This window comes from Microcystis panniformis FACHB-1757, from assembly GCF_001264245.1.
Taxonomy (GTDB): domain Bacteria; phylum Cyanobacteriota; class Cyanobacteriia; order Cyanobacteriales; family Microcystaceae; genus Microcystis; species Microcystis panniformis.
Map to the genome: position 1 here is coordinate 1,286,085 of NZ_CP011339.1, position 15,529 is coordinate 1,301,613.

Genomic DNA, 15,529 nt, shown 5'->3' on the forward strand with positions numbered 1-15,529 from the left:
AAATTGTAACAGGAACTTGACAAATGCGAGTGGTGATCGTTGGTGCGGGATTAGCGGGAATGGCAACAGCTATCGATCTGGTCGATGCGGGCTGTACAGTAGAAATATTAGAATCTCGTCCCTTTGTCGGGGGAAAAGTCGGTAGTTGGGTAGATGCAGACGGTAATCACATCGAGATGGGCTTGCACGTCTTTTTTGGTTGTTACTACAATCTTTTTGAGTTAATGAAAAAAGTGGGCGCTTTTCAATCCCTACTACTCAAAGAACACACCCACACTTTTATCAACGAAGGAGGAAAAATCGGCGAATTAGACTTTCGTTTCGCCGCGGGTGCGCCTTTTAACGGTTTAAAAGCCTTTTTTACCTCCTCTCAACTCTCGGCAGCCGATAAAATCTTTAATTCTCTGGCCTTAGGTACCAGTCCCATCGTCCGCGGTCTGATAGACTTTCAAGGAGCGATGAAAACGATTCGGGAGCTGGACTCGATTAGTTTTGCCGATTGGTTTCGTAGCCATGGCGGTAATGAAGGCAGTTTAAAAAAAATGTGGAATCCGATCGCCTATGCCTTAGGATTTATCGATACGGAAAATATCTCGGCCCGTTGTATGCTGACGATTTTCCAATTTTTCGCCGCTAAAACCGAAGCTTCCGTCCTGCGGATGTTGGAAGGTTCCCCCCACGAATACCTGCATAAACCGATTATTAACTATCTGGAGGCACGGGGTGCCAAAATCTCCACCCGTCGTCAAGTGCGGGAAATTCTCTATTCTGGAGAGGGCGAAAATCTGCAAGTTAATGGCATGATCGTCGCTAACGGAGAAACCACAGAAACTATCACCGCAGATGCCTACGTTTGCGCTGGTGATGTCCCTGGTATTCAGCGTCTTATTCCCCAAGATTGGCGAAAAATGCCGATTTTTGACAATATTTTCCGACTAGAAGCAGTTCCCGTCGCTACGGTACAATTGCGTTTTGACGGTTGGGTGACGGAGTTAAATGATGCCGAAAAACGCCGACAACTGCAAAAAGCGGTGGGAATTGACAATCTTTTGTACACCCACCAAGCGGATTTTTCCTGTTTTGCAGATCTTGCTCTCACCAGTCCTAGGGATTATTATCGCCCCGGAGAAGGTTCTTTATTACAGTTGGTTTTAACCCCCGGGGATCCTTTTATTAAAGCTAAAAATGAAGATATTGCCCAGCACGTTTTAGCGCAGGTCCATAAGTTATTTCCCTCCTCGCAGGAATTAAAGATGACTTGGTTTAGTGTGGTGAAATTGGCCCAGAGTCTCTATCGGGAAGCACCGGGGATGGATGTCTATCGTCCCTCGCAAGCGACTCCTATCGCTAACTTTTTCCTTGCTGGTAGTTATACCCAACAGGATTACATTGATAGCATGGAAGGAGCCACTTTATCCGGTAAACAGGCAGCCAAAGCGATCCTACAACAGGCCGAGCGCCGGAAATCTTTAGCCACGGTTTGAGCAAACAGCCGGCAATCTCGTCCCTTAAGAAGGGATTGCCTCTAGATTTGTTTTCAGTGGCAAAAGATAACCGCTATAGCTAACTTGGCAAGTCAGCCCCTCAGGCCAAGCTATACAAAAAAGACCGATCAAGCTAGACTCGTAAAAAGATAACTCCATCTAGAAGACTTACCCTAGAGTGGAAAGAACGTCGGAAAAATCTCGTCAGAAATAGGAGTCAATCGAGTTTATGCCAGAGCTTGCTGTACCATTAGAGCTTGATTTCACCAGCGAAACCTATAAATCAGCCTATAGTCGCATTAATGCCATCGTTATTGAAGGCGAATACGAGGCCAATAGTAATTATATTCAATTAGCAGACATCCTCACCGATAAAAAAGAAGAATTACACCGTCTGGCAAAAATGGAAAACCGTCACATGAAAGGTTTTCAAGCTTGCGGCCGAAATTTGCAAATCACCCCTGATATGGATTATGCCAAAGAATTCTTTTCCTCTCTGCACAATAACTTCCAAATTGCCTACGCAGAAGGTAAAGTTGTCACCTGTTTATTAATCCAATCTTTGATTATCGAAGCTTTCGCGATCGCTGCCTATAATATTTATATTCCTGTTGCTGATCCTTTTGCCCGTAAAATTACTGAAGGCGTAGTTAAAGACGAATATTTACACCTCAATTTTGGCGAAGAATGGCTAAAAGCGAACTTTGAAACCGCTAAAGAGGAATTAGAAGCGGCAAATCGCGCTAATCTACCCATTGTCTGGAGAATGCTCAATCAAGTCGAGGATGATGCTCGCGTCCTCGCTATGGAAAAAGAGGCCCTCGTGGAAGACTTTATGATTAGCTACGGGGAAGCGTTAAGCAATATCGGTTTCAGCACCCGTGATATCATGCGGATGTCTGCCTACGGATTAACTGCTGTCTAAAGCTTGAGCATCGAGATTTCTTTTTTCCCCTACTGCCGCTCAGCACAGAGCGGCGCTTTTGTGTATTATATTTAAGAGTCTTAACGATTTCTTAGCAATATCCTAATTTTTATCTAGTGCCATCTAGTCTAACGAAAGAACAATCAATGTTTGGTCTTATAGGTCATCTTACCAGTTTAGAACACGCCCAATCGGTCGCCGACGATCTAGGTTATCCTGAATATGCTAACCAAGGATTAGATTTTTGGTGCGCTGCCCCCCCGCAAATTGTCGATGATTTTCATGTCACCAGCATCACGGGACAAACCATCACGGGTAAATACATCGAATCCTGTTTTTTACCGGAGATGTTGTCGCATCGTTGGGTAAAGTCTGCTATTCGTAAGGTGCTAAATGCCATGGCACTCGCTCAAAAAAGTGATATCAATATCACCGCACTCGGCGGTTTTTCTTCAATTATTTTCGAGGAGTTTAATCTCAAAGATAATCGACAGGTGCGGAATATCGAGCTAGATTTTGGCCGTTTTACCACCGGTAACACCCACACCGCTTACGTCATCTGCACTCAGGTGGAAACCCTCGCTGAAAAAATGGGCATCGATTTAGCTCAATCTACCGTCGTGGTTTGTGGGGCCACCGGAGATATCGGCAGCGCTGTTTGTCGTTGGTTAAATGAAAAAACCGATACAAAAGAACTAATCTATGTGGCACGCAATCAAGATCGTTTACAATCTCTGCAAGAGGAGTTAGGTCGCGGTAAAATTCTACCCCTAGAGGAGGCTTTACCCCTAGCTGATATCATTGTTTGGGTGGCTAGTATGCCTAAAGGGGTAGAAATTGATCCAGATAAACTCAAGCGCCCCTGCATTATTATTGATGGTGGTTATCCGAAAAATTTAGGCATGGTGTTAAATGCCCCCGATATTTCGGTGATTAAGGGCGGCATTGTCGAGCATTCCCTCGATATTGACTGGAAAATTATGAAAATCGTTAATATGGATATTCCCTCTCGTCAAATGTTTGCCTGTTTTGCTGAGGCGATTTTATTGGAGTTGGAGGGTTGGCAAACTAATTTTTCCTGGGGACGCAATCAAATTACTGTCCCTAAAATGGAACAAATCGGCGCAGCTTCCCGTAAACACGGTTTTCAACCTTTGTTATTTTAATTCATGCCCCCAATCCCCCCCCCACCGACCACGGAATTAGAAGTTTTAGGCGACAAATAATTAGAAGTGAGGGCTTGACTTTGCCGGCGGCTTGGGTTATGATTGTTTCATAATGGGATGTTTGTGTTTATCTTTAAGTGCTTAGATTAAGATTATGAATAAACTCTTTTAAAAATATTATCCCAAAATCTGCCCACAAAAGCAAGCAAAATTTTGCCATCAATTGTTAAATTTTGTTAAGAAAAATCCCAATAGTGACAAGGAAGAGAACTCCCTTAACAGATCAGTCCGATCTCTTTGATAGTTTCTCAGGGCTTTTGGGGGAATTATAGAGATGTGGGACTGATTTTTAGCTTTCTAGCAAAGACGACAAAACCACTAAACTCTATGAAAACTTGGTTAGAAGATCGCGGTATTTTACCCGCTTACGGTGGGGGGGTAATCATTGGCATTACCCTCTGTTTTTTCGGAGCTGCGACCAATACCATGGCGGGATGGTTGTATGCTATCTCTGGCACGACGATCGCTGTTTTAATTTTATCGATAATTTTACCCCGTCGTTCCCTTCTTCCTCTGAAAGTGCGTCGTCTTGCCATTGTACCCGTGAGTGCAGGAGACGATCTTAGTATTAGCCTAGAGATAGAAAATACTAGCAATCAGCCGATAAATCTGTTAGAAGTGACAGATATCCTGCCTATAGTTCTCGATCAGCCAAAAATAACCCCAATAGAAGTGATTGCCTCCAAAAGTTGCCATCGTTGGACTTATTATTTACCCACCAGTAAACGAGGTATTTATCACTGGCAAGAAGTACAATTAAGAACAGCGGCCCCTCTCGGTTTATTTTGGTGTCGTCGTTGTCAGCAAGCAGCGGCTAAAGCTTTAGTTTATCCCCAAGTTTTACCCTTGCAACAATGTCCCCTGATCGATTCCCTCGGTCAAGAGATGGAACAAAAATTAGAAAATAATCGCTATTATCAAAGGGCTAGTCAAGGACTTACCCGTAACTTGAGACAATATCGCCAGGGTGATTCTACCCGTTTAATTCACTGGAAAACTAGCGCCCGTTTGGGAGAATTGCAAATTCGGGAATTAGAAGTGTTAACGGGGGGACAGGAAGTGATTATCTGTCTCGATACCCTCTGTGATTGGCAAGAAGACAGTTTTGAACGGGCGATTATTGCCGCTGCTTCCCTCTATTTTTATGCCCATCGTCGGCAACTAAATGTGAAACTCTGGACCGGTGAAACGGGGTTAATTCAGGGGGAAAGGGTCATTTTAGAAACTTTAGCGGCTATAGAGGCAAAAGCTAGTCAAAAAAATGCCAATCTGCCTAATTTACCGCTAATTTGGTTGACAAGTAACTTCAATTCCATCGAACCACTCACCCCCGGGAGCCGTTGGTTATTTTTCCTCGCTGCCGATTCTAGGGAGAGTCCTTCACCCTTAATCCGACAGTTTAGCGGATTGGCGATCGAACCAGAAATTTCTCTACAACAACAATTGCAAAAACCCCCTCGTTGAGGAAATTTCCGTTCACAGTCTAGATTGAGAGGAAATTCTCCCGAAAAAAATGCCCGTATCCCGGAAAAAGATGTTATGATAGAAAAGACTCGGACTCATGCGATCGCAACGCCTTAACCTTGTCAGGACCGGAAGGTAGCAGCAATACGGGATGCTTGTGACTGGCGTGATCTCCGGGTCTTTTTGTTGCCTGTGACGGTCGCTGTTGTGAACGCTTTCAAAACTTTTCGATCGCTTACTGCCGAGACTCGTCGTCAACTACTGATCCTCTTCGTCACGGCGCTGTTTTTCTGGATAAGTATCACCACTCTCGTCCCCACTCTCCCCACCTATATTAAATTACTAGGCGGTAGCAAACAAGATATCGGTTTTGTCATGGGGGCCTTTGCCATCGGTTTAATTTTATCGCGCAGTTGGTTAGGCAATCTAGTCGATCGCCGCAGTCGCAAATTAGTGGTTTTATTTGGAACTATTGTCGCCGCTACCGCACCCCTCGGTTATCTATTTTTTCGCGATCTTTCCTCTTTATTCGCCGTCCGCGCCTACCATGGCCTCAGTATCGCTGCTTTTACCACTGGTTACAGTACCCTAGTGGTGGATTTTTCCCCCGTTCGTCAACGGGGGGAGATAATTGGTTATATGAGCTTAACTGCACCCCTAGGCATGGGAATCGGTCCGGCTTTAGGCAGTTATCTCTACGAATCGATCGGTTATGACGGTTTATTTCTAGTTTCTGCCACTTCAGGAGCGATCGCCTTTCTCTTGGGTTTCTCCATTCAAGAACCAGACTTCAAGAAAAAATTAGCCCAAATGAAGGCAGAAAATCAGACAATCGAGCGCAGTTTTTGGGCATTATGTCAAGAGCGAGCTTTTTTAGTCCCTACCTTAGTTTTTCTATTGGTCGGTACTTTATTCGGCGGTTTAGTCGCTTTTTTACCCCTGTTTCTCCTCGAAAATCAGATCCCTTTCAGTGCCGGTCTATTCTACAGTTATGCGGCACTATCGGGCGTAATCGGACGGATTTTGTCGGGAGGAGCCAGTGATCGCTATGGACGGGGTTTATTCATCACTATTAGCGTTTTTTGCTATGGTTTATCCATGTTGGTTCTATCCTCTGCCCGATCTCCTTCCGATTTAATTTTAGCCGCTATCCTCGAAGGTACGGGAGGGGGGATTTTATTCCCTATGTTACTGGCTTTAATCTCCGATCGCTCTGGGCCCCAAGAACGCGGCCGGGCCTATTCTATCTGCATCGGCGGTTTTGATGTGGGAACAGCCTTAGCCGGTCCAATTCTGGGGGTTTTAGCAATTTCCTACGAAACTATGTTTAGTTTATCGTCAGGATTAGCTGTTATTGCTCTCTTTCTCTTTTTTACTCTCTCTAACCCCACTATATTTCATTCTTTTCTCTTCGCTTTCGGTTTAGAAAAAGATCGTTATGCTCTGCGCGGACAATTACAATAAAGCTTACTGAAAAAGTTTTTCCTAGGGCAGGGTTATTTAATAGGTTTGAGGTTGAAAATTATCGGGAATATCTAATTCAAATACTTGGTCATGAATCCGAGCCACATAAAGCCCTTCTTGCAGAATTTTTTCCCGTAATTCCGGGGATAAATCAACCGCCGCTAATATGCCATAGAGTTTTTTATCTTTGTGTTCGGGAAAAAAGCGGCGAAACCGTTGCAAAATACTTTTTAATTGTGTAATAGACTCCTCTCTGGCATGACTTTTAACCTCAACGATATAAGCAGTATTTAGCTCACCATTGGTATAGGCAAGAACATCAATTTCTAGGTGTTTTCCTTCTTTACTGACTCGCACACTGGGACTAACAACTTCCATACCAAAGCGTTGTCTGAGAATCGTTTCCATTGAGGGAAGGGCAAGTCCTTCGGTAAAGCTGCCGAATTTGGCACCAAGTCCCCCAATTTGTTTGCCCAGTTCTTTGAGTTGTTTGTCAGTTTCCTTCTGTTGTTGGGCGTTTTCCTTCTGTTGTTGACTAACTTCTTTTAATAGTAGTTCAGTCTCCTTCTGTTGTTGACTAACTTCCTTGAGTTGTTTGTCAGTTTCCTTGAGTTGTCGGTCAGTTTCTTTTTGAGCGGTAGTTAATTCGGCTAAGAGTCGCCATACATCTTCGGATGTGGTTGCCATAGATAAATTTTTCCTTTTGATTTGGTCTATTGCTATTTTAGTCAATTGCGCCGATACTTTCTAGTTTTTAACCTTCAATGCTCTCTTTTTTGTCCAGTACATCTTATCCCATTTTAGATGAGCTTACCCTGTTTTAATAGATTTGAGGTTGAAAATTATCGGGAATATCTAATTCAAATACTTGGTCATGAATCCGAGCCACATAAAGCCCTTCTTGCAGAATTTTTTCCCGTAATTCCGGGGATAAATCAACCGCCGCTAATATGCCATAGAGTTTTTTATCTTTGTGTTCGGGAAAAAAGCGGCGAAACCGTTGCAAAATACTTTTTAATTGTGTAATAGACTCCTCTCTGGCATGACTTTTAACCTCAACGATATAAGCAGTATTTAGCTCACCATTGGTATAGGCAAGAACATCAATTTCTAGGTGTTTTCCTTCTTTACTGGCGCGCACACTGGGACTAACAACTTCCATACCAAAGCGTTGTCTGAGAATCGTTTCCATTGAGGGAAGGGCAAGTCCTTCGGTAAAGCTGCCGAATTTGGCACCAAGTCCCCCAATTTGTTTGCCCAGTTCTTTGAGTTGTTTGTCAGTTTCCTTGAGTTGTCGGTCAGTTTCTTTTTGAGCGGCAGTTAATTCGGCTAAGAGTCGCCATACATCTTCGGATGTGGTTGCCATAGATAAATTTTTCCTTCTGCTCTGGTCTATTGCTATTTTAGTCAATTGCGCCGATACTTCCTAATTTTTAACCCGCAATGATGTCTTTTTTGTCCAGTACATCTTATCCCATTTTAGATGAGCTTACCCTAGCAACCTTAAGCGAACACTACCGTGCGATTAGCGTAAACCAAAACGCGATTTTGCAAGTGTAAACGTACCGCTCGCGCTAACACCACCCTTTCTAAATCCTTACCTTGACGAATTAAATCTCCTACGGTATCGCGATGGCTAACTCTGACCACATCCTGCTCGATAATTGGCCCCTGATCGAGATCGGCAGTGATATAATGGGCGGTGGCTCCAATAATTTTTACCCCTCGATCGTAAGCCCGTTGATAGGGATTAGCTCCGGCAAAAGCCGGTAAAAAAGAATGATGAATATTGATAATATTGGGGAAAAAGTTAATAAAATCTGGAGTGAGAACCTGCATATATTTAGCTAAAATCACTAAATCTATCCGGTATTCCCGCAGTAACTCTAATTGTCTGGCTTCCTGTTCAATCTTGGTTTCGGCGGTAATGGGAAGATGATGAAACTCAATACCGAATTGATTGGCAACTGAGTGTAATTCTGGATGATTGCTAATAATTAAAGGAATTTCTGCCCTAATTTCTCCCCCGTGTTGTCGCCATAATAAATCGAGGAGACAATGATCCTGTTTTGTCACCCAAATAGCTAGACGCGGGACAGTATCGGAAAAATGCAAAGACCAACTAGCCTGCAAAGGTTTGGCAATAGCGGCGAAAGCTGGTTCGATCATCCCACGGGGTAAATTAAACCCTTCTAATTGCCATTCTATCCGCATCAGGAACAATCCCGCCGAAAAATCCGTGTGTTGGTCAGCGTGGATAATATTGCCGCCATTAGCGTAGATAAAATTAGCGATTTTCGCCACTAGACCAATCTGGTCAGGACAAGAAATTAACAAGGTTGCAGTGGCAGCAGTCATAAATTATCGGCGGCAAGAATTGACTTTTTCTATCCCTAATTTATTACAATTTTAGGCACTTCGTCCCTTTGATACACAAAAAAGATCGTTTGTCAATAGCGATCGCCGATTAAATTCCTGGTTAGACTGATAGGCTATTCCCTTGCTCAGAAGTGGCAAAATGCCGCTCGATTAGGGAGGGGACATCTTGGGGAGCTACCTGATTATAATGCTTTTTATCGGGCATAACCACCAGATTCGGGCCTTTTTTGCACTGTTTTAAACAGCCGGTTAATTTAATATTCACCGCTTCTCCCAGTCCTTTTTCCTCTAAACCACTCTCCAACCTTTGGCAAACTCTCGCACCGCCATTTTTCCAACAATCAGACTTCTGACAGATTAAGACGGTGGCTTTTTTCGCTTTTGCCGGGGCGACTTCTGGGGTTTTTTCGCCAGATAAATGCTCGATCCCTAGTACCCTCAGTTTTAATTTTCCCTTTTTTGAACAAAGACTACTTTCTCCCGTCACTTTTAGCCATGAGTGGAGAGCAATATTGAGAGGTATGTGGTCTCGCAGTGTTTTTTCGGGCTTAAACCAATATTCTCGTTTATCAACACTGATTCTCAGGTATTTTACCTTATATCCGTCCTTGAGGACAAAACCGAGGAATTGACCGACCACTTGAAAGGGAACCATGCTAGTTACAGATTTTGACATACTTTCTCACTTTTTACTCTCAGATTGCTAATTTTTCTCAAGGATTATGCCTGCCAACAGGTTTCTAGCCAAGCGATTAAACAGCCTCGGGAGGCCTCCACCTGTCGCAGGACAATCCACAGCTATAAAAGTTGAGCGGAGGCATCAATGCGAACCGGCAAAAGCTGATGGAGCGAGCATTGACATTCAATGTTTAGGGCCTGCATCTGGTGGTAAACCTGCCAGGGATCCCAAGCACTAAGATTGAAGATTTTCTCACCTTCCGATGGCCATTTGTCTATACTCATGGGGCTTTTAATTGAGAACTATTAGCAATATAACTCTAGGCTGATGTTCTCAGTATAACCAACAACTGCAAATAATTATCAATAACCTGAAGAAAAAAAGTTACCCGGTAGCGGCGATCGGCTAAAATCTTGCTATTGTTGCCTTGTCCGCTTTGCCGATCCCGGAATCGCTACCGCCTAGAATTGTCAAAGAGATAAAAATGGAGATAACAAGATTTATTGACGAAAATTATGGATAAAAAAGCTCAAAAAACCGATAATTCAGCAATTCTCTATTTTGATGGTGGTTCTCGCGGCAATCCGGGGAGAGCAGCCGGTGCAGCGGTAATAGTTTTAGCCGAGGGTAATTCCTTGACCACGACTAGATATATGGAGAGAGCCACTAATAACGAGGCCGAATACACGGGATTGATTATTGGATTGGAAAAAGCCCAAGAATTAGGCTTAAAAAGCCTAGAAATTCGCGGAGACAGTCAATTAGTCATCAATCAAGTTAAGGGAGACTGGAAGGTAAAAAGCGATAGTTTACGTCCCTTTTATCAGCGTGCTTGTCAATTAGTTGCCCGATTCGATCGCATTAGCTGGCGCTGGATTGAACGAGCTAAAAATAGTTTGGCTGACGCTGCTGCCAATCATTGTATGGATGCGGCGAAAAAATCGCCAGAAAAACCAAAGGAAGGCGAAACTAATCTCGATATTCTGCTCCAATCCCTGAAACCAGTCCTAAATACCGAAGAATTCGTTTTTTCTTCCCTAACAGCAACAGGACTAGAACAGCTACAATTAACCCCTATCTGCCAATTTCAGGAAGAGGAAGGCATAACGGTGATTATTCCCCGTCAGCAAGCCGATCGGACGGGCTTGCAGTACAAATATATTTATAGACAAATTACTCTTTCTGTGCATTCTAGTTTAGCGGCGGTGGGATTTTTAGCGGTAATTAGCGAGAAACTGGCCGCAGCAGCAATTAGCGTCAATGTCATTTCTGGTTATTATCACGATCATTTATTTATCCCTAGGGATAGGGTGACAGAAGCGATGGCTATTCTCGAAGAAATTAGCCGCTCATAACAGTTATCAGTTATCAGTTATCAGTTATCAGTTAGCAGATGTGAGTTTTCAATTCACTCATTACTGTTTACTGTTTACTGTTCACTGAAAAAACAGGATTTATTATTATTTGCTCTCCTCCGAGGAATTTTTCACCGTTTCTTCTAGGATAACTACCGGTTCTTTTTCCCGCTGCTGCGAGCGGATGATATCGATGGTACTTTTCAGCACACTAGCGATAGGAACTGCTATCAATAAACCGAGAATTCCTGCCACTTTGCCACCGATAAAAAGAGATAGAATAATCCAGACGGGATTAAGTCCGATCATACCTCCCATTAACCGAGGGGCGATGACATTATCATTAATTTGACCGACAATAATAGTCAGGGTCAAAACTTTTAACCCTAACCAAAAATCTTGAAACATCAGTAGGGTACTAATGCCAATAATGGTGAAGGCACTGGCAAAAGGAATTAATGTAGTTAGACCGATTGCCACCCCGAATAATAGGGCATAATCAACCTTGAGAATCACAAAAACAAAAATTTGAGCAAGGCTGAGAATTCCCGCCAAAATGGTTTGACCGGCAAAATAGGTTTCAAAAGTTTGACGAATAATCGTTCTTAATTTGAGATTCCAAGGAGCAGGAATCCAGCTTAAAATTCCCTCCCAAATTTGTTCGCCATAGAGAACCAGAAAGACAGTTAGAACCAGAACAAAGAGAATGTTTAAGATACTGTTGATAGTTCCCAGCACAAAGCTCAGTAATTGAGTGCTAAGAGTTTGTAAAACGTTAGTTAGTCGTTCCGATAACTGGGTAATTGATTGCTCGATATAAATCGCATATTTCTGAGTTTTATCCCACTTTTCTAAATTTTGTATCTGTTCGGTTCCCGACTCGATCCACTGGGGCAAACTATTGATTAAACTGCTTAATTGCTCGACAATCTGGGGAATTAAAATTAAACCTAAAACGCTCAAAATTAATAGGGCAATTAAAAAGACAATAGCGATCGAACCACTGCGATTAACCCCGCGTCTTTGCAGCAGTTTGATGGGAACATCTAGGACAAAAGCTAGTAAACTAGCAGTGACAAAAATACTAACTAAGGGTTCTAGATAGCTAAATAATTGGAATAATAACCAACCATTGAGAAATAAGAGCGGAAAAACTAGACTTAGCCGCAACCAACGAGGTAGTTGCTTAAAAAGCTCTATCATTAGACCTCTTGTAAAAATCAAAAATTGTTGTTAGGGTTAGGAGTCAGTAGTCAGTAGTCAGTAGTCAGGAGAATTAAGAATGAATAATAATCAATTAAACGGTCTATTTACAGATTTTATGTAATTTAATCCTTGTTTTTGCCTTTTTTGAACCCTCAAAAATTAATTATGCAAGAGGTTTATTAATTTTGTCCTGAGAGAGTATCGATGTATGTAAAAAGAGAGTTTTCTAACCAGAAATCCTCTTTCAATCTACCATCTCCGTGCCACTTTTCTAGCCCCAGTAACCCTGAAACTCTTATCTTAACTGTATGGAGCTAAGCGGATTCGAACCGCTGACCCCCTCAATGCCATTGAGGTGCTCTACCAACTGAGCTATAACCCCGCGAAGACCATTTTTGAATATAGCTTAAATAGAATCATTTTGTCAAGGGGGGGCGAGAAAAAAATTTGTCACTGCCAAGACGATCGCTCATCCACAAGAGTGAAACAATCGCCCCCATTTAGACAGGAGCCGAAATTTGGGTTAAATAGGTTAAACAGTGACCCATGAGGAAATAAACTACTAACATAGCCGCTGCCGCTGCTGCCACCAAGGTTCCCGCCAGCATCAAGGAAAACTCTTGCCTGTCGAACGCTTGCTGCATTAGATGCAATGACCAAGCCACAAGACCGAGGTCAAAGATGAGAATCGGAACTAACATATTTTAAATTTTGTTAACTTTCCTCTATTCTAATACATAATTTTCCCTGGGGATAATCGGACGGAAGTTTAAAATGCGGATTTTTTGCCCGTTGCTCGATCGCGGCTGTCAGCCGTCAGCCATTGACTTTCAGTAATAGGTGTAAACCTTACTCTTCTTGGTTTGCAGCCTAAAGAAATCCTTTTCCCGAAAAAGCGACTCAATCCCTAGATTAAGTTCTGCAAATCTTGCTCTCATTTTCCCCGGCTAACGCACGGGTACTTGTTGATTTTGCAGATAATTTTTGACCTCAGCGATGGTTAATTGACCATAATGGAGCAAAGAAGCCAATAAAGCCGCTTCTGCCCGCCCTTCCGTCAATGCTTCGTAGATATGCTGACAATTACCCGCTCCTCCCGAAGCAATCACAGGAATCTCCACCCTTTCAGCGATCGCTTTTGTCAAGGCCAGATCATAACCCGCTTGCGTGCCGTCGGCATCCATACTGGTAACTAACAACTCACCCGCCCCGCGTTTTTCCACTTCTTGGGCCCATAATAAAGCATCAATACCCGTATTTTCCCGTCCACCCCGAACATAAACCTCCCAACCAGGGTTATGCACATCCTTGCGTCGTCTAGCATCGATCGCCACCACAATGCACTGTTTCCCAAAGCGATCGCTGGCTCGATCGAGCAATTCCGGCTCGCGCACGGCAGCCGAGTTAATGCTGACTTTATCGGCCCCGGCTCTTAACAAATTTTTAATATTTTCTAAGGATTGGATGCCCCCACCCACTGTCAGAGGAATAAAAACCTGTTCCGCCGTGCGATAGACTACATCAATAATCGTGTCGCGATCTTCATGGGTAGCAGTAATATCAAGAAAAACCAACTCATCAGCCCCTGCCTGATTATACAAGCGGGCCAACTCCACGGGGTCGCCAGCATCCTGAAGATTGACAAAATTAACCCCTTTCACTACCCGACCTTTATTGACATCCAAACAAGGCAAAATCCGCTTCGCTAACATATCCTAGACTCTTGATTGTAACAATGGCCATCAAACGATCGCATAATTCCACCCCGGCTGCCGAGGAAAATCTGCTCACTCCCAATCCCACTATAGAAGAAACGGAAAAAGCAGAAGCGCAGATTCGTCCGCAATCCCTAGAGGATTATATCGGTCAACAGGACTTAAAGGCTAATCTAAAAGTCACCATCGCCGCGGCCAAAGCTAGACAAGAAGCGATCGATCATCTGCTCTTCTACGGACCGCCGGGGTTAGGCAAAACCACCATGGCTTTAATTTTAGCGGCCCAGATGGGAGTAAATTGCCGCATTACTGCCGCCCCCGCTTTAGAGCGTCCCCGGGACATTACCGGCATCCTGATCAATCTTCAACCCCGGGATATTCTTTTTATCGACGAAATTCATCGACTGAATCGGGTGACGGAGGAGTTATTATACCCAGCGATGGAGGATTATCGCCTAGATGTGACGATTGGTAAGGGTCAAGCGGCGAAAATTCGCAGTATTTCTTTACCTCCCTTTACTTTAATCGGTGCTACTACCAAAGTTGGCTCTTTAACTGCGCCTTTACGCGATCGTTTTGGCATGATTCAACGTCTGCGTTTCTATACAGTTGAGGAATTGACGGCAATTATGCTCAGAAGTGCTACTATATTTAATATTCCCATTACTGAAGCGGGTGCGATCGAAATTGCCCGTCGCAGTCGGGGAACTCCACGCATTGCCAATCGTTTATTAAAACGAGTACGCGACTATGTGCAGGTGAAGGGAGAAACTATGATCACCCCCCAGTTAGCCGCTGAGGGATTAAATCAATTAAATGTGGATTCTATGGGTTTAGATTGGACCGATCGATTAGTATTAAAGACGATGATCGAACAGTTTCAAGGTAAACCCGTGGGATTGGAAGCAGTAGCAGCAGCCACGGGAGAAGATGCCAAAACGATTGAGGAGGTGTATGAGCCTTATTTATTACAAATAGGTTATCTTCATCGTACCCCCCGGGGTCGCATGGTGACGGCAGCCGCCTACGAACATTTAGGTTTACTGGCGAAATTGCCGAAAAATAAGGATCGGAGTTTACCTTTGTTCGACTTCTAGTTTTCTGGATAGGGTTGGCTGAATAAATGTGAAATATAGACGAGGTATGGGGTTTGGGGCTTTTTGGCGAAGCAGCTGCAAGATTTTCAAGCTAGTGGCTCAAAAACCTTACATCTTGATCGGCGATCGCGTCCTGTACGGGCGAAGCATTCGGACAATAACCTATCGCTGAAACCGTAGATTTTCTATCCGAATGCTTCGCCCCTACTTTTTGCCGCAAACCCTAGATAGGGCTGCTGAATAAATCCAAAAACCTTGTTAGATTAAGGCTTTTTCAGGGGGAAAATTCACACCCCACACCCCACACCCTGCCTCTAGGAACAACTTTTTCAGCCAACCCTAATTACCTGGGTTTTAGCTTACCTGTGTCTTTAAATACTGGCTTGACCGCGTGAAATCACACAAGCCTTTATGTAAAGACCGTATGATGAAGATCGTAGTAAGTTCCATTGTTGCCATTGCTTGCCGCTTCTAATCTAGACTGTATTGGGATTTGTCAAAGCCAATTGCAATAGTGAGCTTTTATAGTCAATGA

The 15,529-nt window shown here is 43.5% G+C and carries 15 protein-coding genes, 1 tRNA gene and 1 other RNA gene; 8 read left to right on the plus strand and 9 right to left on the minus strand.

The features are described from left to right. The first annotated feature begins 23 nt into the window (after positions 1 to 23). The 6 genes from zds (at position 24) to VL20_RS06245 (ending at position 6,563) form a co-directional block, all read left to right on the plus strand. Positions 24 to 1,484, plus strand: coding sequence for a 9,9'-di-cis-zeta-carotene desaturase (gene zds / locus VL20_RS06225; RefSeq protein ID WP_052275954.1), 1,461 nt, complete (start codon positions 24 to 26; stop codon positions 1,482 to 1,484). Between the two features lie 229 nt (positions 1,485 to 1,713). Beyond that, entirely contained in the window at positions 1,714 to 2,409 is a 696-nt protein-coding gene (locus VL20_RS06230) for an aldehyde oxygenase (deformylating) (RefSeq protein ID WP_052275955.1), read from the plus strand. Between the two features lie 146 nt (positions 2,410 to 2,555). Then, positions 2,556 to 3,575 carry a long-chain acyl-[acyl-carrier-protein] reductase gene (locus VL20_RS06235; RefSeq protein WP_052275956.1) on the plus strand — a complete coding sequence of 340 codons (1,020 nt, stop codon included), beginning with the start codon at positions 2,556 to 2,558 and terminating at the stop codon, positions 3,573 to 3,575. A 387-nt stretch (positions 3,576 to 3,962) separates the two neighbouring features. Next, positions 3,963 to 5,099 carry a DUF58 domain-containing protein gene (locus VL20_RS06240; RefSeq protein ID WP_052275957.1) on the plus strand — a complete coding sequence of 379 codons (1,137 nt, stop codon included), beginning with the start codon at positions 3,963 to 3,965 and terminating at the stop codon, positions 5,097 to 5,099. A gap of 86 nt (positions 5,100 to 5,185) precedes the next feature. Continuing rightward, an RNA gene (gene ffs, locus VL20_RS27430) (signal recognition particle sRNA small type) lies at positions 5,186 to 5,282 on the plus strand. A 9-nt stretch (positions 5,283 to 5,291) separates the two neighbouring features. Further along, positions 5,292 to 6,563, plus strand: a complete 1,272-nt coding sequence (locus VL20_RS06245; RefSeq protein WP_081417830.1) for an MFS transporter — start codon at positions 5,292 to 5,294, stop codon at positions 6,561 to 6,563. 36 nt (positions 6,564 to 6,599) lie between these two features. Here the strand turns inward: VL20_RS06245 and VL20_RS06250 are convergent, their stop codons facing one another. From VL20_RS06250 to VL20_RS31605, 5 genes are all read right to left on the minus strand, one after another. Continuing rightward, the gene (locus VL20_RS06250; RefSeq protein WP_052275958.1) at positions 6,600 to 7,250 is read right to left on the minus strand and encodes a DUF3782 domain-containing protein; all 651 of its coding nucleotides are present in this window, start codon (positions 7,248 to 7,250) and stop codon (positions 6,600 to 6,602) included. Positions 7,251 to 7,383: 133 nt separating this feature from the next. Beyond that, entirely contained in the window at positions 7,384 to 7,929 is a 546-nt protein-coding gene (locus VL20_RS06255; protein WP_052275959.1) for a DUF3782 domain-containing protein, read from the minus strand. A 137-nt stretch (positions 7,930 to 8,066) separates the two neighbouring features. After that, complete coding sequence (gene purU, locus VL20_RS06260) at positions 8,067 to 8,921, minus strand: formyltetrahydrofolate deformylase (protein ID WP_052275960.1); 855 nt, start codon at positions 8,919 to 8,921, stop codon at positions 8,067 to 8,069. Positions 8,922 to 9,042: 121 nt separating this feature from the next. Next, positions 9,043 to 9,618 carry a (2Fe-2S) ferredoxin domain-containing protein gene (locus VL20_RS06265; protein WP_052275961.1) on the minus strand — a complete coding sequence of 192 codons (576 nt, stop codon included), beginning with the start codon at positions 9,616 to 9,618 and terminating at the stop codon, positions 9,043 to 9,045. Between the two features lie 122 nt (positions 9,619 to 9,740). After that, positions 9,741 to 9,905, minus strand: coding sequence for an Asr1405/Asl0597 family protein (locus tag VL20_RS31605; protein WP_167341537.1), 165 nt, complete (start codon positions 9,903 to 9,905; stop codon positions 9,741 to 9,743). A 231-nt stretch (positions 9,906 to 10,136) separates the two neighbouring features. Between VL20_RS31605 and VL20_RS06270 the strand changes: the two genes are divergently transcribed. Continuing rightward, positions 10,137 to 10,976, plus strand: coding sequence for a reverse transcriptase-like protein (locus VL20_RS06270; RefSeq protein WP_052275962.1), 840 nt, complete (start codon positions 10,137 to 10,139; stop codon positions 10,974 to 10,976). A 105-nt stretch (positions 10,977 to 11,081) separates the two neighbouring features. On the opposite strand, the gene VL20_RS06275 is transcribed toward VL20_RS06270, so the two are convergent. The 4 genes from VL20_RS06275 to hisF all read right to left on the minus strand — a co-directional run bounded on the left by VL20_RS06275 (position 11,082) and on the right by hisF (position 13,894). Beyond that, positions 11,082 to 12,179 carry an AI-2E family transporter gene (locus VL20_RS06275; RefSeq protein WP_002778288.1) on the minus strand — a complete coding sequence of 366 codons (1,098 nt, stop codon included), beginning with the start codon at positions 12,177 to 12,179 and terminating at the stop codon, positions 11,082 to 11,084. A 312-nt stretch (positions 12,180 to 12,491) separates the two neighbouring features. Next, positions 12,492 to 12,564: transfer RNA gene (locus VL20_RS06280), tRNA-Ala, on the minus strand. A 118-nt stretch (positions 12,565 to 12,682) separates the two neighbouring features. Next, the gene (locus VL20_RS06285) at positions 12,683 to 12,883 is read right to left on the minus strand and encodes a hypothetical protein (protein WP_002744967.1); all 201 of its coding nucleotides are present in this window, start codon (positions 12,881 to 12,883) and stop codon (positions 12,683 to 12,685) included. 246 nt (positions 12,884 to 13,129) lie between these two features. Further along, positions 13,130 to 13,894, minus strand: a complete 765-nt coding sequence (hisF, locus tag VL20_RS06290; RefSeq protein WP_002764651.1) for an imidazole glycerol phosphate synthase subunit HisF — start codon at positions 13,892 to 13,894, stop codon at positions 13,130 to 13,132. Positions 13,895 to 13,917: 23 nt separating this feature from the next. On the opposite strand from hisF, the gene ruvB reads away from it, so the two are divergent. Beyond that, positions 13,918 to 14,994: a Holliday junction branch migration DNA helicase RuvB gene (gene ruvB, locus VL20_RS06295; protein ID WP_052275963.1), complete on the plus strand. Its 1,077-nt coding sequence runs from the start codon at positions 13,918 to 13,920 to the stop codon at positions 14,992 to 14,994. Positions 14,995 to 15,529: the final 535 nt, after the last annotated feature.